Raw genomic sequence first — 22572 nt, forward strand, 5'->3', positions numbered from 1 at the left:
CCTATGAAAACTCAATCTGTTTTTTGGCAACCGGCGCTGCAACGTTCTGGCGACATCGTCGAAGGAACGGCAGATATCATGCAGGCGATTCACATCATCCTGCGGACACCCTGCGGCAGCGACCCACATCGGCCTGACTTTGGTAGCAATCTACATTTGTATCTCGATTATCCGATCGATCGTGCGATCCCGCATGTCGTCAGGGAATCGGTAGAAGCGATCAAACGATGGGAACCTCGCTGCCAGCTACTGGCGGTTAAACCTTCTGTGAATGGGGCTCACCTGACGCTGCACGTTAGCTGGAAAACCGCTAATGGCGCGACACAGACCACGGAGTTGTTATGGCGCTGACAGAACCCAATTTTATTGAACGCGATGCGGCGAAGATTACCGCCGAAATGATCGCGAAATATGAAGCTGATTCGGGGAAAACACTCTATCCGGCACAGGCCGAACGCCTGTTGATTAACCTCTTTGCCTACCGGGAAACTTTATTGCGTAGTGCGGTCCAGGAAACCGCCAAGCAGAACCTGGTTGCGTTTGCTCGTGCACCGATGCTGGATTATCTGGCAGAACTGGTTGGCGTCTACCGTTTGGCGGCGCAGCCGGCGCGTGCAGAACTTCGCTTTACCCCTGAAACGCCGTTAGTCAGCGATCTGCTGATTCCTGCGGGTACTCGCGTTAGTGCATCGGACAGCGTGATTTTCACCACTGACAGCGACGCGCTGCTAAGAGCGAACGGCAGCGGTGTCACCGTGCTGGCGACCTGTACCGAAAGTGGCGATGTGGGCAATGACTGGCTGCCTGCTCAGATCAGTACGCTGCTGGATGAGATTAGCGACAGCGATTTAAGCGTCATCAATATCACCAAGAGCAGCGGCGGTTCCGCCGAGGAAGATGACGATCGCCTGCGTGAACGAGTTCAACTGGCACCGGAGTCGTTCAGCACGGCGGGATCGAAACTGGCGTATCGCTTCCATGCGATGCGGGCACACCAAAACATTGTTGATGTGACGGTGATGTCGCCTGAACCGGGTGAAGTGGTGCTGTATCCGTTGCTCAGCACTGGCCTGCCGGACAGCAGCATGCTCTCGCTGGTGGAAAGTTTTTGCTCCGACGAACAGGTGCGTCCACTGACGGATTTTGTTTCCGCCAAATCCCCCACGCAGGTGGATTACGCCATCAGCGCCAAATTGACGCTGTTTAACGGCGAACAGGCTGGCGTCGTTCAGGCCGCTGCGGAGAAAGCGGTGCAAGCCTGGGTTGAAACCCGTACTGCCACGTTGGGGCGCGACATTGTCCCAAGCCAGATTATCGCTACGTTATCCATCCCCGGCGTGTATCAGGTGGAGCTCGTTTCGCCGTCATTGATAGTGCTTGATGACAGTGAATGGGCGAACTGTACGGGTATCAATGTCAGCGTCGTAGGGGTGTCGAATGGCTGATTCACTGCAACTGTTGCCACCGCCGTTGGCGGCTGATGCTCGCTTTCGTTCGCTGGCGGAGCTGGCCGACCGCTTTGATGACATCGATCTGAATGCCTTGCTGGTTTATCTGATCGATATCACTGACGGCAGCGCATTGCCTTGGCTAGCAGAACAGTTCTCGTTGTTTGGCGACGGCTGGGAACTGGCGGAGTCGGATGATTCTAAACGTGCGCTGATCAAGGCCGCTATCGATCTGCATCGAAGCAAAGGTACCCCTTGGAGTATTAAAGAGATCATCCGCCGCTTCGGCTTCGGTGACAGTACGCTGATCGAGAACATTGGCCGCCTGAGCTACGACGGCGAAGCCACCTACAACAACCTTTATGTGCACGGCGATAAAGCAGCGTGGGCGGTTTATCGCGTACTGCTAAAACAACCGATTACCAACGATCAGGTCAGAATGCTGCGCAATGCCATTGGGATGTTTGCCCCAGCACGGTGTCATCTGGCCAGTATCGAATATTGGGAAGTGCCTATCCGCTACAACCGGACGGCAATATACGACAGTAACTACAATCATGGGAGCGCTTGAACATGGCGAATTTGTCAGAGAACCCACAATGGGTTGACGGCATTTACCAAATCGAAACGTCAGATCCGGTCGTAGGTGGACCGGACGGTGTTTCAAACCGACAGGCTAAAGAATTGGCCAGTCGTACCAGCTACTTGAAAAAAGAGCAGGAAAAAACGGGTAGCGATCTGGCGACGCACGCCGCCGCCGCCGATCCGCATACGCAATATGCGCCGAAGGCGAACCCCACCTTCACCGGCACGCCGAAAGCGCCAACGCCTGCAACTGACAGCAATAGTCAGCAGGTGGCGACGACAGCGTTTGTGCGTTCAGTCGGCGCAACGAGGCTGGCGAAAGACCAAAACGGTGCAGATATTCAGGATAGAGAACTGTTTAACCGCAATCTTGGTTCATCGCGTGCATACAGTTCCTCGATCCCCATCGGAGGAAGTGCCGGTTTATGGACAACCGCTGAGTTTATTGGCTGGTTAGAAAGTCAGGGTGCTTTTGTTCATGCTTATTGGGTGTGTCGTGGTTCGTGGTCGTACACCCACAATAAAATTATCTCTGATACAGAGTGTGGTCAGATACCACTGGCTGGCTCTGTTGTTGAGGTTATGGGGCAACACGATGCCACGACAATCAGGGTAACTACGCCTTCAACAACACCAGCTGGGTTTAGCGACTCAGCGAATGCACAATTTACTTATGTCTATAACGGTGTTGATTATTCTCCTGGCTGGAGACGTGATTACAATACGAAAAATAAACCTACAGCCGCTGATGTTGGTGCGTTACCGGCGAATGCAGTTGCTCAGGCGGCGGCAAAACTTGCAACGCCTCGTACAATCAACGGCGTGCCGTTTGATGGCACGGCCAATATTGCGCTGACTCCCGCAAACCTCGGTTTAACTGAGACGGTTAATCTTGCTGCTGGGGCGTTGGAAAAAGCCAAGAATGGCGCGGATATTTCTGATAAAACTGCGTTTTACAACAATGTGACATTACGTGGCACGTTAGGTGATGGTATGACCTTCGCCAACTGCGATAAAACGGGTGATTATGTTGTTGCGATAAACGATCCCAATACCGTTTCTGACATGCCTGTTTATAAAGGGCAGAAATTATACGGATATGGTGTGCTTCATGTTTTTCAGCACGGTAATTTCGTAGGACAAGAATATATCAATCATAGAGGGGATCACGCTTGGAGGCAGAAGTGGGATGATGGTATTAACCCACCTTGGGTTATTGCACTTAGTTCGTCACGCGTACCGACAGCTGCTGATGTGGGTGCTATAACAAAAACGGATGCCGATAGTCATTATGTTCATCAGGGGTCATCAGGTGTTATCTATCAGGACAGCGACCTCGCATGGAATAGCCCGACCGGTGCGTATTTAAAAGATAACGGTACACACTCATCCCTAATTTGGCATATGGGTTTAAATACTGGTTCTGCATCAGCAGCTCAATTCTATTTTGACTTTGCTAATGGCGGAATAAAATATCGAAGCTCTCGTGATAATAGCGGTTTTGAAAAACCGTGGGCGCGTATTTATACCGATCAGGATAAGCCAACAGCTGATGATATTGGGGCATTATCGCTTAATGAGATTGTTGGTATGCCAATGCCATGGCCGCAAACGACAGCGCCATCTGGTTGGCTAAAATGTAATGGGCAGACATTTGATAAAAATATTTACCCTAAATTAGCACAAATTTATCCAGCTGGAATATTACCAGATCTCCGTGGTGAATTTATTCGTGGCTGGGATGATGGGCGACAAATTGATAAGGGAAGAGGGCTACTTACCTCTCAGCAAGCAACGATTGTTGGTGTTGGAGATCCAAATATCAGCTCTACAGCATTAGCATCTCTATATAATAATGTTGATAACAACTTGTCGACTATTGCTTCAAATTTGAATGGGGAAATACCTGTAGAAATAAATGAGGATGCTGTGAAAGTATTAAGTGGTGCTGGTCGGTTCGATCTAGCAACAGCATCGCAAGCAAGTATGTATGTCCGCCCCCGTAATATCGCATTTAACTACATCGTGAGAGCAGCATAATGAAAAATTATTCTATTGAAGTTAACTCAGCAAAAATGAATGAATCAGGTTTTAGCGTTCAGGCGGGCTGGATTACTGTTTATCAGACTCATCCAACAAGCCGAGAGTATATCCGTGCGAATTATGAATATTTGCCTATTGGTGTAGGTGTGCCTGCTGGTAGTTACATTGATGTTCCAGAACTTCCTCAGGTAGATTTGGCTCTAAGGCGTAGTGCAGATGGAAAGCAGTGGGAGCACGTATCTGACTACCGTGGGCAGACTGTTTATAATACGGAAACCCGTCAACCCAATAAGGTTACGGATATGGGCGAATTGCAAGCCAATCAGACTTTATTGGTACCGATCTCTGAATTTGATAAATGGGTAGATGGTCAATGGGTAACCGATCTGGAAGCTCAACGTCAAGTATTAGTCGCAAATAAAAAAGTGGAACTTAATACCAGATTATCTCAAGCAAGTGAGCGCATTCAGGTACTCAGCGATGCCGTTGAGCTAAACTTGGCAACGGAAGAAGAAAAAAATGAGCTGAAAGCGTGGAAAACTTACCGCTTACAGCTCAGTCGAGTTGATATTAATTCAGATGAAGTTTTTTTCCCGGATGCACCGTCCTTAGCATAATTTAACTAACAGGTTCTGCAGGCCATTCAACGTTTGGCGCTGTTGATGTATCAAAACGTATCAACAGCGTCCGATTTTTTAATGGAAGATGATTTTATTTAAATTCCATTGTGAAAAGTATTAACTCCAATGATTTAATAGTGTTAGATTTTTATTTTCCAGAGGCTAAACGAATAGTGGCATTACCATTAGCTGGTTCGATTGGATTTGTTGATCCCCAATCAATAAAACATTGCATAATTTGCAGGCGAAAGGCATTCATTTTCGCAGCCTGACAGATAGTATTGATACTTCTACCCCCGCGGGTCGTTTCTTCTTTCATGTGATGAGCGCACTGGCGAAGATGGAACTGGAACTGATTGTCGAACGCACGCGGGCTGGCCTCGATGCCGCTCGGTTGCAGGGTCGCATCGGCGGGCGTAAACGGCTTATGACGCAAGATATGCTTTGTCGAGCCGAGGCGATGTTAGCGACAGGCGCAACGCGCCTTCAGGTGGCGAATGTCGTCGGTGTGTCAGAAAAAACCATCTATAAATACTTTCCTGCGCGGAGTAAGGATTGCGTTCCTGCCGCTGGCCCAAAAGCAGCGCGATAGCAATTTCCTCTGCGCTACAGTGACCAGAAACCCGGTAAACATGTTATTTTCATTGATAAGTTCTTTACTGTGTCGCCGAAAATAAGAGGCTAGCATGGATTACACCAAAATTATCAAAGAAGTGGGGCGCGGGAAAAATCATGCGCGTGATGTCGATCAGGCAACGGCTTATGAACTGTATAGCGCGATGCTGCGCGGTGACGTGCCGGAGCTGGAGCTCGGTGGGCTGCTGATTGCGTTTCGCATCAAAGGCGAATCCGAAGCCGAGATGCTGGGTTTTTATCAGGCGATGAACGAGCATGTGTTGCACCTGACGCCGCCTGCGGGCTTTCCTATGCCCATCGTGGTGCCCAGCTATAACGGGGCGCGGAAGCAGGCAAACCTGACGCCGCTGTTGGCGCTGCTGTTGGCAAAACTGGGTTTTCCGGTCGTGGTTCACGGCGTCAGCGACGATCCGACCCGTGTCACCAGTGCTGAAATTTTGCGTAACCTCGGCGTGACAATTGCGGAGAGTGCCGAGCAGGCTCAGCAGGAGCTTGATAACGGCAGCCCGGTATTTATCCCTGTGTCGACATTATGTCCGGCCATCGATCGCCAGCTACAGCTACGCTGGCGGATGGGGGTGCGTAACAGTAGCCACACGCTGGCTAAGGTGGCGACGCCGTTTGGTGAAAGCGACGCGCTGCGCATCGCCAGCGTTTCCCATCCTGAATATGTTTCCCGCGTGGGGACGTTTTTTAATGACATCAACGGGCGTGCACTTCTGATGCACGGCACGGAAGGTGAGGTTTACGCCAATCCGCAGCGCTGCCCGGAAATTCATTTTATCCATCAGCAAAATACCAACGTGCTGCAGCTTCGGCAGGAGATCAGCGTTGCACCCGATGCGTTGCCGATTGCGAAGGATGCCGCAACGACGGCGCGGTGGACGGTACAGTGTCTGACGGGGGAAATTGCCATACCGCAGGCGATTCGTCTGCAGTTGGCGTGCTGTCTGGTTGCCGCTGGCGAAGCGGCGACAATGGAACAGGCTGTCGCCACGATTAAGAAACGCCTCGGCTGATTGGTTTGCCGGAGCGAGTTCGGACGCGGTTTATCGCGCCACTTCACGCAGCCAGACGGCTGTCATTTGAAGAGAGAAGGAATAGCATGCAACAGGTAGCGGACTACTTTAACGCCTTGAATCGCGACTATCTTGCGGTTCATCAGGCGAAAGAAGAACTGTTTTGGCAACTGTATATGGGAACGGGCAACGATGACGTGTCCGAGCGTTTCTCCGCTGCAGAAAGTGCATATAAGCGTTTTATTTCGCAGCCGCAGCGTCTGGCTGAGCTAAGAACCCATCTTGCGACACTGGAAAACAGTCCGCGTGACGAGCAACAGCAGGCGTTGTCGCACGGTTTACAAGGCTGGTATCGGTTTTTCGACTGCAATGTGATTGAAGATCCGCAGGCTCAGGCGTTGATGGATGAGATTATCACCGCCGAAAGTGCGTTATACGCCAAGCGCAAATCCTATGAAATGACGCATCTGGATGCCAAGGGGGAACGGGTTTCCGCTTCACTCGGAGAACTGCTGACCAACCAGACGACCAATGATACCGAAGCCTATCGTCAAAGTTCCCAGCAAGCGCTGCGCGATCTCGAACAGTGGCTGTTGCAGAATGGCTTCCCAGAGCTGATCTCACTGCGTAACCGCTTTGCTCGTCAGATGGGCTACCGCAACTATTTTGACTATAAGGTCAACAAGACGGAGCGGATGACGCCGGAGCAGCTTTTTGCCATCCTCGATCCTTTTGAAGAACAAACGCGTGAAGCGAATACTCGCAGCCTGAAAAATCTGGCGGATGAAAAGGGTGAGGATGCGCTGCAGCCGTGGAATATTCGCTATGCCAGCGCGGGCGATGTGACGCGCCAGCTTGATCCTTATTTCCCTTTCTCTGCGTCGCTTGAGCGTTGGATCAACAGCTTTAAGCGTCTGCGCATTGGGTTTAACGGTGCAGAAATGCAGCTCGATTTACTGGTGCGCAAAGGTAAATACGAGAACGGCTTTATGCATGGCCCCGTGCCGCCGTTTGTGCAGGAAGGAAAATGGGTTCCGGCGCGGATTAATTTCACCAGTCTGGCAAAGCCGGATCAAATTGGCAGCGGTGCCAGCGGCATTAATACGCTGTTTCATGAAGGTGGACACGCCGCGCATTTTGCCAATATTCGGCAGAACGCGCCCTGTTTTTCACAGGAGTTCCCGCCAACTTCAATGGCTTATGCGGAAACGCAGTCCATGTTCTGCGACAGCCTGCTGGGTGATGCCGACTGGTTAAAACGCTATGCAAAGAATGCGCAGGGAGAGACGATTCCTGATGAATTAATCCGTGCGGATATCAGCACGCAGCAGCCAATGCGTGCCTTTAGTGAGCGACATATCCTGCTGGTGCCGTATTTTGAGTGGCAACTCTACTCATGGGATGACGAAGCGCGTACGCCGGAAGCGATGACGAAACTGGCGCGTGACACTGAGCAGCGCATTTTGGGTATTAGCGGTAGCCCACGCCCGACGCTGGCGATCCCTCATCTGCTGTCTATGGAGTCGGCGTGTTCTTATCAGGGATATCTGCTGGCATTGATGGCGGTGGAGCAGACGCGCAGCTATTTCCTGCAACGTGACGGTTACCTGACTGATAACCCGGCTATCGGTCCTGATTTGGCGCAACACTATTGGCATCCGGGCAATAGCGTCAGTCATGACGATACGCTGCGTAGCCTGACCGGTGAGGGTTTCAATCCCGCTTATCTGGCGCAGGCCTGTAATCTGACGGTTGATGAAGCCTGGCAACAGGCAGAAGAGATGATGGCTCAGGCGGCGGGTCGTCCACAGCCTGCTGCGGATTTCGATCTGTCTGCACGTATTCGCGTGGTCGATGGTAGTCGCGTGCTGGCAGATAATGAACAGAGCGACGAGAAGATGTGCCAGGATTTTGCGGCGTTTATTGAACGAGAATATCCGCGTTCGCAGGCATAACGTTCGCTCACATTACAAGTAAGAGAAAGGGGGCGAAAGCCCCCTTGTTGATCAAGATACGTGTTGCAGGAATTCACGCAGACGGTCGCTGGGTGGATTCGTAATCAGTGTTTCCGGGTCGCCATCTTCTGCGATGCGGCCTTTATCAATAAAGATCAGACGCGAAGCCACTTTATGGGCAAAGCCCACTTCGTGAGTGACGATCACCATCGTCATGCCTTCTTCTGCCAGATCTTTCATGACGGTCAGCACTTCATGACGCAGTTCCGGGTCGAGTGCAGAGGTCGGCTCATCAAACAGCATCAGCTTCGGTTTAACCGCTAATGCGCGGGCGATGGCCACACGCTGCTGTTGACCACCGGAAAGCTCGGAAGGGTAATGATGCGCGCGTTCTGACAGACCCACTTTCGCCAGTAATTCCAGCGCCAGCTTCTCGGCATCGGCTTTACTCGCGCCGCGAACCCGAATAGGACCGAACGCGACGTTTTCCAGCGCGGTAAGATGCGGGAACAGATAGAACTGCTGGAATACCATTCCTGCTTCCTGACGGATTAAACGCTCGTCAACGCGCGGATCGTTTACCTTAAGGCCATCTACAACCAATTCACCGCTGGTAATTTCTTCCAGCTTGTTGATGCAGCGCAGCAGCGTGGATTTACCGGAACCCGAAGGCCCGATGATGACCACCACTTCACCCTGACCGATGGTGAGATCGATATTGTGTAAGACCTGTGTCTTGCCAAAGTGTTTGGATACGTTTTTAAATTCAATCATATAATCTTAAGTCTTCTTTCCAGACGACGCAGAATAAAGCTGAGTACCAGCGTGATGCACAGGTAAATAATGGCAACCGCAGTCCAGATTTCCAGCGCACGGAAGTTGCCCGCGATGATTTCCTGACCTGAACGCGTGAGTTCAGCCACGCCGATGACAATAAACAGTGACGTATCTTTGATGCTGATAATCCACTGGTTACCCAGTGGCGGCAGCATGCGACGCAGGGCGAGTGGGGCAATCACATGGCGTAACGTCGCGCTGCGAGACAGCCCAAGCGCCAGACCCGCTTCACGAAAGCCGTTATGAATCGACAATACCGAGCCACGGGTGATTTCCGCGATGTAAGCACCAGAGTTAATCATGATGGTGACGACGGCGGCGGCAAAAGGATCGATTCGTACGGAGGTGAAAATCATCGGCAAGGCGAAGTAAATAAACATCACCTGCACAACGATCGGGGTGCCGCGGATAATTTCAATAAAAACGAGCGAAATGCGGCTGGAAAACCAGCCGCCGTAGGCGCGGGCAAAACCCGCGACCACGCCAATCACCAGGCCGCCAAGCAGACCCAGAACAGAAATCAACAACGTCATTTTTGCCCCTTCCATCAGGAGGGGCAGAGAAGGCCAAATGGCGCTCCAGTCAAACTGCATGGAATATCTCCAGATTAAATCGGCAATTACTTAGGTTCTACGCCAAACCACTTCTTGTAGATCTCAGCATAAGTGCCGTTTTCACGCAGTGTTTTCAGGGCGCCGTTCACTTTTTCACGCAGCTCGTTGCTGCCTTTCGGGAACGCGATGCCGTATTGCTGGGCTTTAATGGAGTCACCTACCGCTTTAAACTGGCCGTTGCCTGCGGTTTTGATGAAGTAGAGGATATTTGGCGTGTCGTGCAGCACGGCGTCAGCACGGTTGGTGCCCAGTTCCATGTAGGCGTTGTCGATATTCGGGAACTGGCGCAGGTCTTTGGTTTTGATATTGGCTTTCGCGTAATCAACGGAACCTGTGCCGTTCTTCACTGCAACGACTTTGCCCGCCAAATCCTGCTCGCCTTTGATGTCGTTGTTGTCCGCTTTGACCATTACCAACAGGCCGCTGTTGTAATAGCCGTCAGAGAAATCGATTGCTTTTTTACGCTCTTCAGTAATCGTAATGCCTGCAAGCGCCAGATCGATGTTACGTGTTTGCAGTGCGGGAATAATGCCGCCGAAGTCCATTGGCTTCAGGGTGTACTTCAGGTCGAGCTGTTTAGCGATAGCATCCCAGAGGTCGATGTCAAAACCGACGTACTTGTCGCCTTGTTTGAATTCAAAAGGGACAAAAGCGGTGTCTGTTGCGACAATCAGTTCTTTCTCAGCAGCATAGCTAGATACGCTCATCATTAGCGTCAGTGCAGCCAAAGAGGCCTTAAGTAGTGATTTCATCAAACCCTTCCTATTAGCAGTTGTGGGAGCTTTTTGTTTTACAGGCGTTTTAAGCATAGTACATCGTACGAAAGTGAAACCTGGGTCAGTTACCCTGCGTTGTACTTAACCTGTTGCTTTATTTATTGCCCTGCCAGCGGTGAAATTTTCACCTCCGATTCTCACAGGCAAGGCGCTGCTATGATTAACTGATTTACAGAAGGGAAACAACCGTTGATTAGCGTTATGACCAATTAATACGGGCAAAAGCTAATTTTTTGAGCGTCTTAACGGATAAAATGCGTGGTTTGTGCGGGTTGGGCTAAGAAAGAGGGCGGTTTGAGTCGGGTGACTGGCAGAAAAAAGGCTGCCTAAGCAGCCTTGAACGCGTCGCGGGATGATAACGCCGATTATTCGATGTTTGATTCAATGAACCACAGGAACTGATCCAGATCGCGTGACGCGGCGGTTAGAATGTCCGCAGAGGCCTCATCTTCCGTTTTACCAATGGCTTTGCGTACGTTGTTGGCAACAATCGCATAGCGTTCGGCCAGCGCTTTAAGATGATCCTGAACGCTATGGATATTGGTTGGGTAGCTTTTCAGTGAGGTGCGATTGTTTACCCACGATTTGCACAGTACCCAGCGCAACACCGCCTATCTGCACCACGCGCTCGGCGATGGTATCCTGATGATCAATAATCGAGGTGCGGAAGCCATCCAGCATTTCATGAACGGCGATAAAGTTTGCACCGCGCATGTTCCAGTGCGCCTGTTTGGTAATCAATGACAGGTCAATGAAATCAACAACCAGTTGGTTTAACAGAGCGATCGTCGAGGTCTTAACGCTATCGTCCAAATCATTACGAGTGTAAAGCAGTTCGGACGGTACTGATTTCACGAGTTTAGCGGTAGGCATAATAGTATCCTCTCTTTAATTATTGATAGTCTTGCTGTTCAATGTGACTAATTATAGCAGCGATAAAAATTAATACTGAAAAGAATCACCTATCAAATGGATAGCTATAGCATAACGATGGTGTGGGTATTTGTAGTCAGGATTTCTCTGATATCAATAATGTGGCAGCGGTGATGTGAAGGTAATGTTTTAATTACTACTGAAACATAATGTCATATATTGATAAATATCATCACTGGTTAGATGAAAATAGTTATTATTCTCTGCTTCTTAAATAGAATGACGGCATCGCTTTCATCTTGAAATATACTGTGTACGAGTAAAAGGAGTCGTGGCGAATGAGAGTGAATATTATTGGTACCAGTGGAAGTGGCAAATCTACGCTTGCTCGTCGCTTGTCTGAAAAGCTGGCTATTCCGTACATTGAAATGGATGCACTGTTTTGGTTAAAAGATTGGCAAGAACGGACGGATGCCGATTTCTTTCAACGGCTTGAAAGCACGCTGGAGCCTGACAGCTGGGTGTTGGATGGCAACTATAATCGAACGCGTGATATCAAATGGCGTAATGTTGATGTCGTGATTTGGGTCGATTACAGCTTTAGTCGCACGCTTTTTCAGGCGGTACGGCGTGCCTTTCTTCGGGCATGGCGTAAAGAGGAGCTCTGGAGCGGCACGGGTAATAAAGAATCTTTTCTCCGTAGTTTCCTTAGCCGGGATTCAATTATCCTCTGGACAATAAAAACCTATTCAAGAAACCAGAAACGGTATTTGGCGGATTTAGCCGATCCTCGTTATCGCCATATCCGTTTTATTACTTTGCGTTCTCCTCGGGAATGTGAAACTTTTCTGCAACACTTCCCCAAGGAAATACACACTCATTCGGCTTGAGTCGTTACTTTGGCTGCACCCGCTGGTTTGATTGTCAGCGTTGCACCGATTGACGCGATGATAATAAAGATCAGCGCCATCCACTGAATAAACGATAAATGTTCGCCGAGAAAAAGAATCCCGGAGAGGGCGGCAATAGCGGGTTCCATACTCATCAGCGTGCTGAACGTTCTGGCGGGCAGCCGGGTTAATGCCACCATTTCCAGAGAATAAGGAAGTGCGGTGGACAGGATGGCGATAGCAATACCGAGCGGGAGTATAGAGAGCGAAAACAGCGTGCTCTCGGCGTAATACGTACCAATAGGGCAAGAAGATCAGCGCAGCAATACAGGAGCCGATAGCAACGGTTCCCGGCCCGTGATTTGCCCCCGCTTTTTGCCCAAACAGAATATAAAGTGCCCAACAGGCACCGGCACCCACGGCGCAAGCTGCACCCGTTAAGTCAACATTGCCGATATTGTGGCCCAGCGGCAACAAGAACCATAGCCCAGCAACGGCCAGAAAAACCCACAGAAAATCAATCGGTCTGCGTGAGGCTAACATCGCAACGGCAAGTGGGCCGGTGAATTCCAGTGCGACAGCAATGCCAAGCGGCACCGTCTGTAATGACAGGTAGAACAGAAAATTCATCCCGCCCAGTGTTATGCCATACACCAGCAGCGGCAGGCGGTTACTGCTAAATCGCATACGCCACGGTTTAAAGATGATGCACAGAATGATCGTACCAATTCCCAGACGCAGTGCTGTGACGCCAGTGGCTCCAATGAGTGGAAACAGGCTTTTGGCCAGGGCGGCACCGCTTTGGATAGAAAGCATCGAGATAATGATGAGCAAGACAGGTACAAATGATGACGAGCGGTGGGAAAATAAGGTCATTCTTTTGGCCTTAAAACAGGTATAACGTTCCGTTGCTATTATATCCAATTGTAAACAATTTGTCTGGTATGAATTGACTTTTATTGACCTTTATTTACGTACCATTTAACTGGCGTGTTTTTGTGCAATATAATTAGCATACAAACTGAGCGGGTGATTCGGAATTATCTGTTTTACAGCACCGTGGTGAATTTATTTTTAATCTAACTGTCACAATAAAAAACTCAATGTAATTAGCGTGATAGGTCGATTTTGACAATATTTGTTACATCTAAAGCCTAATTGATAAATATTTATAGGGCGGCAAGTCCCGAATTTCTTTGTTATATTTACTCCGTTAGTTAGTCTTTCATAAAATGAATTTGAGGCTGTAAATATGAAAAAAATCGCGTGTCTTTCCGCTCTGGCTTGTGTATTAGCCGTTGGCGCAGGTTCTGCATTTGCTGGTCAAAGCACTGTAACTGCAGGCTATGCTCAAGGTGATGCTCAGGGCGTACAAAATAAAGTTAAAGGCTTTAACCTGAAATATCGTTACGAGCAAGATAATAACCCACTGGGCGTTATTAGCTCATTCACCTACCTGGAAAAAAACGGTAGCGATAACGGTCTGTACAGCAAAGGTCAGTACATGGGCTTCACTGCGGGTCCAGCTTACCGTCTGAATGACTGGGCAAGCCTGTATGGTGTTGTTGGTTTCAGCCACGGTAAAGTAACGAATAACGCGACCAACGGTCTGAACAACAGCAGCAACGACGATTACGGCTTCACCTACGGTGCGGGCGTTCAGTTCAACCCAATGCAGGACGTTGCTCTGGATGTGGGTTACGAACAAAGCCGTATCCGCAGTGTTGACGTTGGTGCCTGGGCTGTTGGCGTAGGTTACCGTTTCTAATCTAGCCCTGTAGGGGTTGTTTACCCTCAGTGTTGGTTGTTAGATGTGTCGAAAGAATCCGCTCTTTTTAGGGCGGATTTTTTTATGGCAAGCTTCCTGCCCGCCACCCTGCGGACCGTCGCAAGCGACGTTTTTTTACGGCTATTTGTCTAAATCAGCGATGAGTATCATCAGTCATTTATCCAGCCACTTTCCAGTTGGTCGATATCCAGTCCTTCTTGCTACCGTTGATCAAATTCATGCGGTATCGGTCTGCCATAAGATTTTATCTTGACGTTAAGATTCTTTATGTGAAGATAATGTTCATCAAGTTGTAGTGATTTACTCAAGCTATTGAGGTTATACATGGTAGTGACATCAACGGCCCGCACGCGGGCTTTTCTGTTCTTCACAATTATCCTGTTGGGACTAAATTTACGTCCTGTTCTGGCGGGGATTGGCCCATTGCTGAATCAGATTCAGGCTGCAACGGGCCTGGATGACAGCATGGCGGGAATGTTAACTACGCTCCCGGTGTTCGCTATGGGGTGGTGCGCGCTATATGGCGGCCAGTTGCAGGCGCGTCTGGGTGAATACCGGGGAATCACGCTGGGTATTGTGGTCATTGCCTTGGCGTGTAGTGCCCGCTGGTGGCTGAATAGCGGTATTGCGCTGCTGGTTAGCGCTGGGCTTGCCGGAGTCGGGATTGCCTTGATTCAGGCGCTGGTGCCATCGTTCATCAAGCTCCATTTTGGTCGCCATAGCAGTCTCCTCATGGGCTTTTATACCACGGCGATTATGACCGGTGCGGCGTTTGCGGCGTCATCGGTTTCTCCGCTGGCAAATGCGTGGGGCTGGCAAAATGCGCTGGCCTGCTGGGGAATGGTCGCGCTAGTGGCTGCGGTGGCCTGGCGGTGTATTCCTAAAGCGTATACCGTGAAGCAGGATGCAGTGGCTGTCGTAGCAACGCGCCGAAGCGGAATGGACTGGCTGCTGATGGTGTTCTTCGGCATTGGTACGGGGGCGTATACGCTGGTACTGGCATGGCTGCCACCGTATTACATTCAATTGGGGTTAGATGCGACGCAAAGCGGCCTGATGTTGGGCGGATTAACGCTGACCGAAGTGATTTCCGGCCTGCTGGTATCAACGTTCATCAACCGTTTTCCCGATCGCCGCAAGCTGTTGCTTCCTATCCTGACCGTGATGCTGGTGGGAATGATTGGGTTGATTGTGGCGCCGCTGACGTTTACGTATCCCATTATTATCATGTTGGGCGTTGGCATTGGTGCACTGTTCCCGCTATCGCTCATCGTGGCGTTGGATCAGGTAACCGAATCACATAAAACCGGTTCACTGATGGGCTTTGTGCAGGGCGGTGGCTACATCCTCGCCAGCCTGATGCCGCTGCTGGCCGGTTTCATTCGTCAGCATACGGCAGGTCTGGAGCAGGCCTGGATGATTATGACTGTTGGTGTGGTCGTGTTGATTATCATGGCGACCCGTTTTGCTCCGGTGAAGAGTACGAGTCGCTAAGCGGTTTGTGGTGTTGTAAGCGAGCGGAAAACCGCTCGCTATCATCAATTTGTTGGGGGGCGATAGCGCCATAGCCAGCGTCCGCTCATCAGACGGCGGTAATAGAAGAATCCGCGGACAATCCAGTCAAAGAACATCCCCATCCACACGCCGATCACGCCAAAACCGAGCATCACGCCGAGGATATATCCCGCGATGACTCGACATCCCCACATGCCTGCCATTGCTACCCACATGGTGTAGCTGGCGTCTTTCGCGCCTTTTAGACCGGCAGGAAGCACCCAGGACGCCGCCCAGATCGGCATAAATAGCGCGTTGAGCCACAGGAGATGTTTTGCCACTTCGATAACTTCCGGCTCATTGGTGTAAAACGACGCCAAAAAGCTGGCGCTGGGCACCGACAGGACGGCAAGTACGCACAGTCCGATATTGGAGAGCCAGAAGATGTGCTTCAACTGGCGGGTGGACTGCATGATTTGGCCTTTCCCCAGCCGTGTACCAACGATAATGGTGGCGGCCGCGCCGAGTGAATTACCGGGAAGGTTGATCAGCGTTGAGATAGAGAAAGCGATAAAGTTTCCGGCAATGACCTCAGTCCCCATATCTGCCACAAAACGCTGGGTAATCAGCTTGCCGATGTTAAACATCACGGATTCAATGCTGGCGGGAATACCGATACTGAGCACTTCATAGAGGATCGACAGGGTAAAAGGCGCAAAGTAAGACTTGAAGGGAATGCGCAGCGCACCATTAAAACCGTGCATTAGCGTCAGAATCACGAATACCGCACCGATATAGCGTGAAATGGTAATACCAATGCCCGCGCCAACAAAACCAAGGCCATCCCAGGAAAATGCCCCATAAATCAGCAGGCTACTGATGCCAATATTGAGAATATTCATTCCAATGTTGATGACCATCGGCAACTTGGTATTGCCCGCGCCCCGCAACGCGCCGCAGCCTACCAGCGCGATAGCGACAGCAGGATAGCCCCACACCGTCCAGCGAAGGAACGTGAGGGCAAGTGCTTTAACCTGTACGTCGGCCTGTCCTGCGATCAGATCGATAATTGCTGAGCCGGCGAATTCAACCAGTGCGACTAACAGAAACGATGACAAAACCAGCAGTGACATCGACTGACGAGCGGCCGATCGTGCCTGCTTTCTATTGCGTTGTCCCAGGCTAAACGCGACAACAACGGCGGTTCCCAATGCGACGGCGGTAAAGAACGCGATGATGACCATATTGAAGCTATCAGCCAGACCGACGGCTGCCATGGCCTCTTTCCCCAGCCAACTGACCAGGAAGGTGCTGAAAACCCCCATCAACACGACGCAAAGACCTTCAATAAAGATCGGGAAGGCGAGCGGTGAGATTTCTCTCCAGAAGAGGACGCGGTTGGAGTAACGCTTTTTATACCAGTCTGTGTCTTTTAATTTTTTCATGAAACGATCTTGGCGGTATCTCAAGTTTCCCAGTCGGCACGGTAAACAGAGCCACAAGGTGGCTCACAAATAACATTATTTTTGCACGGTACTTATGTGCATACAGTGACTTATCCATACCATTACTGATCCATTTTGTACGATCGTGGCAGCATGGCTGTTTTTTAAAATAGCGTTTCTGTTTACAGAGTATCAGCCGCTAAATCGATGTCCAGTCTGGATTGCTTTCTCCGCGTGGAAAGTTGTTGCGCGTGTCCATCATTTAATTTAGATTTTACTTAATTAGATTTATCTAAATTAATGGTGGCACGCAAACAATCAGCGATATCACCTTCCTTGCTGACTGAATACCACGTTGAATGATGCATGATGACGGGTTTCAGCGGTTCAAAAAGAGGATCACGACCATGCCAACGCCACTTGCTATCTCACCTGCTCAGGCCCGTAAATTGTTAGATGAAGGTGCGGTGCTCATTGATATTCGCCAGCCGGAAGAATATGCCCGCGAGCACATCGCACAGGCAAGGTTGCACCCGCTGAATTCCTCTGCTGGGTATGTCCTTCCTGATGATGACAAAGAAGAACAGGTTGTGATTTTCCATTGTTTGTCCGGCATGCGCTCGGAACAGAATGCCGGCTTGCTGGCGCAGGCTGTTTCCCCCGCAACGGTATTTCTTCTGGAAGGGGGAATGACGGCATGGAAAAAAGCAGGATTTCCGACGGAAGTGAATCGTAAACAGCCGATTGAACTCATGCGGCAGGTTCAAATCGCCGCTGGCGTACTTATTCTGGGTGGTGTATTACTGGGTTACAGCGTAAACAGCGCTTTCTTCCTGCTTTCTGGTTTTGTAGGAGTAGGACTGCTGTTTGCAGGGATTACGGGTTTTTGTGGCATGGCAAAACTGTTGATGAAAATGCCGTGGAACCGTGGCACCAAACGCTGATGTGCCGGGATAGCTTGCCGGAAGAGTAAGCGGAGTGTTAACCGATAACGTTAAAGAATAGGGGCAGTAATATGGACATGAAAAACATTCCGTTTGGTACGACTGACTGGTCGCAAATAGAGCCCACCGAGCACCGGGGAGACACGGGGATCGCCTATTGGCGAACGCAGCGTTTTGATAACATTCGAGTTCGTATTGTTGAGTACACGCCAGGCTATCTGGCCGATCACTGGTGCTCTAAAGGGCATATTCTGCTGTGCCTTGAAGGTGAACTTCACACGGAATTGGACGATGGACGTGTTTTTGTCCTCAAACCGGGAATGAGCTATCAGGTTGCGGATAACGCGGAATCCCATCGCTCCTACACCGAGACGGGTGCCAAGCTGTTTGTTGTCGATTGATGCCAGAGGGCTAACCCAGAGTACGGAGATTAGCCCTCGATTTTAGTTAGCCTCATTCTGCCCATTCTTTTATCGGTGATAATTGGCTTGTTAAACCTATTGTTGGCAAAACTTGTTGATCGACTTTATGATTAATACTCGCGTTACTCTGGTTAACCATGTATTGAACCTTATCTAAACAGCATGTTGTCGTCTTACAAACACCCCTTAAATTAACGAATTAACCTGGCCCTTCACTTCCTGCCGCCAGCAGCGGCACCAACACGTCACTAATCGGCGTAGGAATACCATGTGAACGGCCACAGCGCTGCACCACACCGTTGCGGATATCCCATTCCAGTGGGCGGTTGGCCTGACGATCGGCGAGAATGGAGGTGCCAAGATCCGCTGGTGCATGATGAAAGCCATTAATGATCTCCTGTGGAACGTTATCGTTCAGTGCTGCTCCTTCCGCACGTGCTACCGTTAGACACTCACTCAGATAAGCGTGTGCCAGCTCAGTAATATCCACGCGTGAGAACATTCCGGCACGACGATTTGCAAGTACCATCAGACCAGCGACAGCATTCTGTAACAGTTTTCGCCAGGCTAGGGAGATAAAATCTGCCGAAAGCTCAACGTCGCAGAGCGTGCCGCTCAGCGCAGCGGCTACCTGAATTGCTTGCGACACATCCGGCAGCGTCAAGCGCGGTTTGGCACGGAGCCAGACGGAGGCATCCGGTTCACGCTGAGCAGGAAACCATACTATTGAAGGTAATATCGTTGCGCCGTTGACATAGGGTTTTAGCTGTTTTTTTTGCTCGACACCATTTTGCAGTGCGCATACTACGGTATGTTCATCGCACAGCGCGGCGAGCCAGTTGGCACTGTCAGCGACCTGAGTGGTTTTCACCGCGATAAACACCAGGTCGAATGGGTGGTTAATCGCCGTCGGATGATGCAATACCGGACCTTGCACCACAATTTCACCGTGGTCGTGACGCAGAATTAACTGTGGATGTGCGGTGCGCCCGCAAAGGATCGGCGTGCGGTTAACTTCATGGAGTGCAGCAGCGATAGTGGTTCCGATAGCGCCCGGACCAATCAGAGCAATCGTAGTAAGGGTAGACATGCCGTATTCTCCTTATTTGATAACCCATTATCAGTGTGCCAGTGGTAGTCATCATACACGGCAGCATGGTTCTTCGCGTTAACGTTTGGCTCTTGCGGAGCTGGGGGCTTCTGTAGCAGCGTAGATCCAGACCGTAGGCCAAATCGTGAAAATGGCTCATGCTTGCTGAATTATAAGATCTGAAAGCCTTCGCAACGCAACAAATAGCTTAAGTTTTTATATAGTGCCTTTATCTATAGCCAAATATCCCAAACCTCAACCGGATTTAGCTGGCTAACAATATTTTCCGCTGAAACGACTTGTTATACCCACGATGATGTGATTAATCCTGCGATTACGAAGACTGGTTAAATAATACACAGATTGTTGATGGGGCTGTAAATTCTCGTGACGAATTTTAGGTTGAACGTCTAGGTATTCGTCATCGTACACTGTTGGCATCAATATGACTGTCAACAGGGCGATGATGACTTATGGCGATATCACGAAGAAGTCTTTTGAATTGGATAATTCCGTCTGTAATTCTAACGAAGCTCTCTTCAGCGAAAGCGATGGGGAACGTTACTGATGGGACGGACCGCTGCCCAAAGTTGCTCCCGCCAGTTCGACACTTGAGTCAACTGGCGGTGTAGGTAGCAACGTCTGGAAGAACGCCGGTGATACAGCACTCAGACATGCTCTGGCAAGCTCGGGCGAAGGAGTAGGGGCCGCTCTTGTAAATACCCCATTCGACGGGAGTGTTCAACAGGTGATTGGCTTATCACCATTTAAACGTGTCGGTAGCGTTGGCTCTGGTATTTTAATAGAGAACAAAACTGATGCTGTTAAATTCAATGATATGTATTACATCTATGAAGGAACACTGCCACATACCACATTAGAAATGTCTCCTGATGATAATTATCGGTGCATCGGGCTGTTAAATGGTTGGCCAATCACACATACCCGCAACTGGGGGATTCTTTCGGATGGTAAGAATCAAACGGCAGCAGTCGAGTTTATGCTGGATAATTTACCGCCTGATTCAACAGTGCTCAGCGACATGAAAGCAATTTATGTCGCTGCATTACAACTGACTACCGATCGTACATCTGCAAAATTTAAAGGGGTGAGATTCGCCCCATTCTTTGCCGCAGGTGAAGTTGTTTTGCCGCTGATGTTTAATTGCACCCTATCAGGTTTGGTTTTTGAAGACTGTGCATTCGATAAGCCTCCGAGGAATACGTCTGTAACGTCTGTTTTTAAGATGACAAACACATTAAATTGCCGATTTAATAGGAATGTGAGCACCGGGACGGCGGGCACCATCGGTAAATTTTGGGAAATGTATAACGTTAAAGAATCATCGTGGTCGAATAATCGTATTGACATCGATCCTGAAGGAGAGACAGGAATTGTTTGGGATTTTAACTACTGTGTAAATAACACCATCGATGGCGGTTATTATGCTTACGCGGCAACGCTGCTAAATTTTTCCAATACCCCACACCCCAAGAACAGATATCACACGGAAGGGGTGTATGTGACTAACATTGATACTGCAAATATCGCACTGCCGATAAAAGGAACTTGGGTTACTGCACTATTTATTAGCAACTTCCAGTTCGATTTTTGCTCAGAACGCTTCTTCGAGTTCACCAATGGTGGCCATTGCGCGTTATCGAATGGTTGGTTCGCCAATAAATCAACATCAACACAGACTCTCTTCGCCGTTGTTGCTGCATCGGCGTTTACCGGGCTGACGCTTTCAAATATCCACTTCATCAATAATTCGGGTGATAATAAGAGGCAGTTATTTAGTGTAAGCCCTAGCTCCGACTATGGCATTCGTGTAATGAATTGTGTCGCAACAAATATCTCGCTAGGTACTGTGCTTGGCTCGGGGTCTCAATTACAGGGACTGACGTTGGTCAACGAAGGGGCGACGGTTGGTGTTAATAACGCTATTTCACGTATGCGGGGGCTTGGCCTGGAAATACTGAATAAAAATGCGTGGAAGGCTAATGCTGATTCTGCATACATCGCATTGGGAAATGCATACGGTGCTGCCATGATTCGTACCGAAAGCGGCAGTCATACAAACAGGATTGGTATGTCACTCAACGTGCTATATGACGGAAGCGAAGTACAGTCAGTATACTTATCCGACTATACGATTCGCTTACCCGTGTTACCTGCCACGGCGGAAGCGGCCGGAGCCAATGGCCTGTATGCTGGTTCGGATGGCATTGTTCGTATCAACCGCACCGCAACCAGGCGATCTTGATTGTTGGTTATGTTTTTTGCCGTTTTTCATGGCTCTGTGGCGGTTAGTTGGTGAATATACATTCGTTAAAACCCTGAAAGGTGGTTTTTCACCATTTTGATGGTAAACGCCTGTGCGTATGAAAGACGCGTAGAATCTGGAGCAGTTCACGTGTTCTGGGGGCTTGGTCTTCCCATTGCCGGCTGTTGCAGTAGTAATTCCGTTAATCTTTGGACTTCATCTATGAACTGGCTGGCAGCCAATGGATCGTCTTGCTCGATATAGAGGTACTCGGCTTCTAAATTGGCCGCGGCTTTACGTAACCATTTAATTTCCATGCCTTGCCGTACCTAATTTTTTAAATAGATTGTTCATCTCATCTGGTGAGACAAAATCACCTGCATCGGCTTCTTTTATGGCTTGCTCGATCTCTGCTATCTGCCAGGCTTCCCGTGCAAGATAGTCTTCAATGGCTTGTCCGGCCAGAAAAGAGCGGGTGTGTCCCGTAGCTTTAGCCAGCGCATTTTTTCCTAGCTGATAAAGTGAGGCAGCAAAGGCCAATATTGATACCGCAGCGCCATGCTGCTGGTAGTAGTCATGATAGTGTTTTCATCAAGCGAGGTAATGCCTTTGGGCAGATAGTTGGCATATGGGTTTTAACCGGCGTCTGAAAGGCTTTGTGGATCTTAGCTGCGGGGTTAGCGGGAATCCGACGGAGCTAACCGCATAATCCATTACCTCGTTAATTCGCTGGCTCACTCGCTTGACGGTTTTCAGTTTGCCGCTGGCCTGTATAAAGATTTACGGCCTAGGTGAAATGGAAACTTATGCGCTGCTATGGCAATAA

The 22572-nt window shown here is 49.7% G+C and carries 21 protein-coding genes and 4 pseudogenes; 14 read left to right on the forward strand and 11 right to left on the reverse strand.

Going from position 1 to position 22572, the window contains the following annotated elements; all coding sequences use genetic code 11:
- Window positions 1-3 precede the first annotated feature (3 nt).
- The 5 genes from HP572_RS06005 to HP572_RS06025 are packed head-to-tail and all read left to right on the forward strand — an operon-like array spanning window position 4 to window position 4693.
- Entirely contained in the window at window positions 4-351 is a 348-nt protein-coding gene (locus HP572_RS06005) for a GPW/gp25 family protein (RefSeq protein ID WP_095699143.1), read from the forward strand.
- Window positions 342-1445 carry a baseplate J/gp47 family protein gene (locus tag HP572_RS06010; RefSeq protein ID WP_240585071.1) on the forward strand — a complete coding sequence of 368 codons (1104 nt, stop codon included), beginning with the start codon at window positions 342-344 and terminating at the stop codon, window positions 1443-1445. Before HP572_RS06005 ends, HP572_RS06010 begins: the two co-directional genes overlap by 10 nt.
- Window positions 1438-2019 carry a phage tail protein I gene (locus tag HP572_RS06015; RefSeq protein WP_205550978.1) on the forward strand — a complete coding sequence of 194 codons (582 nt, stop codon included), beginning with the start codon at window positions 1438-1440 and terminating at the stop codon, window positions 2017-2019. Before HP572_RS06010 ends, HP572_RS06015 begins: the two co-directional genes overlap by 8 nt.
- A gap of 2 nt (window positions 2020-2021) precedes the next feature.
- Complete coding sequence (locus HP572_RS06020; RefSeq protein WP_240585072.1) at window positions 2022-4073, forward strand: phage tail protein; 2052 nt, start codon at window positions 2022-2024, stop codon at window positions 4071-4073.
- Window positions 4073-4693: a tail fiber assembly protein gene (locus HP572_RS06025; protein ID WP_240585073.1), complete on the forward strand. Its 621-nt coding sequence runs from the start codon at window positions 4073-4075 to the stop codon at window positions 4691-4693. The genes HP572_RS06020 and HP572_RS06025 overlap by 1 nt, the downstream gene beginning before the upstream one ends.
- A gap of 1 nt (window position 4694) precedes the next feature.
- Here HP572_RS06025 and HP572_RS22995 read toward each other — a convergent pair whose 3' ends face one another.
- Window positions 4695-4757, reverse strand: a complete 63-nt coding sequence (locus tag HP572_RS22995) for a hypothetical protein (protein WP_371745324.1) — start codon at window positions 4755-4757, stop codon at window positions 4695-4697.
- Window positions 4758-4934: 177 nt separating this feature from the next.
- Here HP572_RS22995 and HP572_RS06030 point away from each other — a divergent pair.
- From HP572_RS06030 to HP572_RS06040, 3 genes and pseudogenes are all read left to right on the forward strand, one after another.
- Window positions 4935-5288: pseudogene (locus HP572_RS06030) on the forward strand (recombinase family protein); the annotation flags it as partial.
- A gap of 94 nt (window positions 5289-5382) precedes the next feature.
- On the forward strand, window positions 5383-6351 hold the full coding sequence (gene ybiB, locus HP572_RS06035) for a DNA-binding protein YbiB (protein ID WP_240585074.1): 969 nt from the start codon (window positions 5383-5385) through the stop codon (window positions 6349-6351).
- 86 nt (window positions 6352-6437) lie between these two features.
- A complete protein-coding gene (locus tag HP572_RS06040) occupies window positions 6438-8306 on the forward strand; it encodes a M3 family metallopeptidase (protein WP_240585075.1) in 1869 nt (622 codons plus the stop codon).
- Between the two features lie 51 nt (window positions 8307-8357).
- Here HP572_RS06040 and glnQ read toward each other — a convergent pair whose 3' ends face one another.
- The 4 genes and pseudogenes from glnQ to dps form a co-directional block, all read right to left on the reverse strand.
- Window positions 8358-9080 carry a glutamine ABC transporter ATP-binding protein GlnQ gene (gene glnQ / locus HP572_RS06045; RefSeq protein WP_014914973.1) on the reverse strand — a complete coding sequence of 241 codons (723 nt, stop codon included), beginning with the start codon at window positions 9078-9080 and terminating at the stop codon, window positions 8358-8360.
- Window positions 9077-9736, reverse strand: a complete 660-nt coding sequence (gene glnP, locus HP572_RS06050; RefSeq protein ID WP_005972676.1) for a glutamine ABC transporter permease GlnP — start codon at window positions 9734-9736, stop codon at window positions 9077-9079. Before glnP ends, glnQ begins: the two co-directional genes overlap by 4 nt.
- Before the next feature lie 26 nt (window positions 9737-9762).
- Window positions 9763-10509, reverse strand: a complete 747-nt coding sequence (gene glnH, locus HP572_RS06055) for a glutamine ABC transporter substrate-binding protein GlnH (RefSeq protein WP_240585076.1) — start codon at window positions 10507-10509, stop codon at window positions 9763-9765.
- A 389-nt stretch (window positions 10510-10898) separates the two neighbouring features.
- A pseudogene (dps, locus tag HP572_RS06060) lies at window positions 10899-11406 on the reverse strand (DNA starvation/stationary phase protection protein Dps).
- Window positions 11407-11744: 338 nt separating this feature from the next.
- Here dps and HP572_RS06065 point away from each other — a divergent pair.
- Complete coding sequence (locus HP572_RS06065; protein ID WP_205550964.1) at window positions 11745-12296, forward strand: AAA family ATPase; 552 nt, start codon at window positions 11745-11747, stop codon at window positions 12294-12296.
- Here HP572_RS06065 and rhtA read toward each other — a convergent pair.
- Window positions 12284-13172: pseudogene (gene rhtA / locus HP572_RS06070) on the reverse strand (threonine/homoserine exporter RhtA). The gene HP572_RS06065 and the pseudogene rhtA overlap by 13 nt on opposite strands.
- Window positions 13173-13548: 376 nt before the next feature.
- On the opposite strand from rhtA, the gene ompX reads away from it, so the two are divergent.
- Window positions 13549-14064 (forward strand): outer membrane protein OmpX, encoded by a 516-nt coding sequence (gene ompX / locus HP572_RS06075; RefSeq protein ID WP_014914977.1) that lies wholly within the window; start codon window positions 13549-13551, stop codon window positions 14062-14064.
- A gap of 345 nt (window positions 14065-14409) precedes the next feature.
- Window positions 14410-15579 carry an MFS transporter gene (locus HP572_RS06080; protein WP_240585077.1) on the forward strand — a complete coding sequence of 390 codons (1170 nt, stop codon included), beginning with the start codon at window positions 14410-14412 and terminating at the stop codon, window positions 15577-15579.
- Window positions 15580-15623: 44 nt separating this feature from the next.
- Here the strand turns inward: HP572_RS06080 and HP572_RS06085 are convergent, their stop codons facing one another.
- Window positions 15624-17024, reverse strand: coding sequence for an EmmdR/YeeO family multidrug/toxin efflux MATE transporter (locus HP572_RS06085; RefSeq protein WP_039468820.1), 1401 nt, complete (start codon window positions 17022-17024; stop codon window positions 15624-15626).
- A 407-nt stretch (window positions 17025-17431) separates the two neighbouring features.
- Between HP572_RS06085 and HP572_RS06090 the strand changes: the two genes are divergently transcribed.
- Both HP572_RS06090 and HP572_RS06095 read left to right on the forward strand, forming a co-directional pair.
- Window positions 17432-17968, forward strand: a complete 537-nt coding sequence (locus tag HP572_RS06090) for a rhodanese family protein (protein WP_240585078.1) — start codon at window positions 17432-17434, stop codon at window positions 17966-17968.
- A gap of 71 nt (window positions 17969-18039) precedes the next feature.
- Window positions 18040-18369 (forward strand): DHCW motif cupin fold protein, encoded by a 330-nt coding sequence (locus HP572_RS06095; RefSeq protein WP_240585079.1) that lies wholly within the window; start codon window positions 18040-18042, stop codon window positions 18367-18369.
- A 220-nt stretch (window positions 18370-18589) separates the two neighbouring features.
- Here the strand turns inward: HP572_RS06095 and HP572_RS06100 are convergent, their stop codons facing one another.
- Window positions 18590-19480 carry an oxidoreductase gene (locus HP572_RS06100; protein ID WP_240585080.1) on the reverse strand — a complete coding sequence of 297 codons (891 nt, stop codon included), beginning with the start codon at window positions 19478-19480 and terminating at the stop codon, window positions 18590-18592.
- A gap of 748 nt (window positions 19481-20228) precedes the next feature.
- Here HP572_RS06100 and HP572_RS06105 point away from each other — a divergent pair.
- The gene (locus HP572_RS06105; RefSeq protein WP_240585081.1) at window positions 20229-21746 is read left to right on the forward strand and encodes a hypothetical protein; all 1518 of its coding nucleotides are present in this window, start codon (window positions 20229-20231) and stop codon (window positions 21744-21746) included.
- Between the two features lie 146 nt (window positions 21747-21892).
- Here HP572_RS06105 and HP572_RS06110 read toward each other — a convergent pair whose 3' ends face one another.
- From HP572_RS06110 to HP572_RS06120, 3 genes and pseudogenes are all read right to left on the reverse strand, one after another.
- Window positions 21893-22063 (reverse strand): type II toxin-antitoxin system RelE/ParE family toxin, encoded by a 171-nt coding sequence (locus tag HP572_RS06110; RefSeq protein ID WP_240585082.1) that lies wholly within the window; start codon window positions 22061-22063, stop codon window positions 21893-21895.
- On the reverse strand, window positions 22053-22286 hold the full coding sequence (locus HP572_RS06115; RefSeq protein ID WP_240585083.1) for a CopG family ribbon-helix-helix protein: 234 nt from the start codon (window positions 22284-22286) through the stop codon (window positions 22053-22055). Before HP572_RS06115 ends, HP572_RS06110 begins: the two co-directional genes overlap by 11 nt.
- 37 nt (window positions 22287-22323) lie before the next feature.
- A pseudogene (locus HP572_RS06120) lies at window positions 22324-22520 on the reverse strand (integrase); the annotation flags it as partial.
- Window positions 22521-22572 lie beyond the last annotated feature (52 nt).

The organism is Pectobacterium sp. PL64 (genome assembly GCF_022477975.1).
GTDB lineage: Bacteria > Pseudomonadota > Gammaproteobacteria > Enterobacterales > Enterobacteriaceae > Pectobacterium > Pectobacterium jejuense.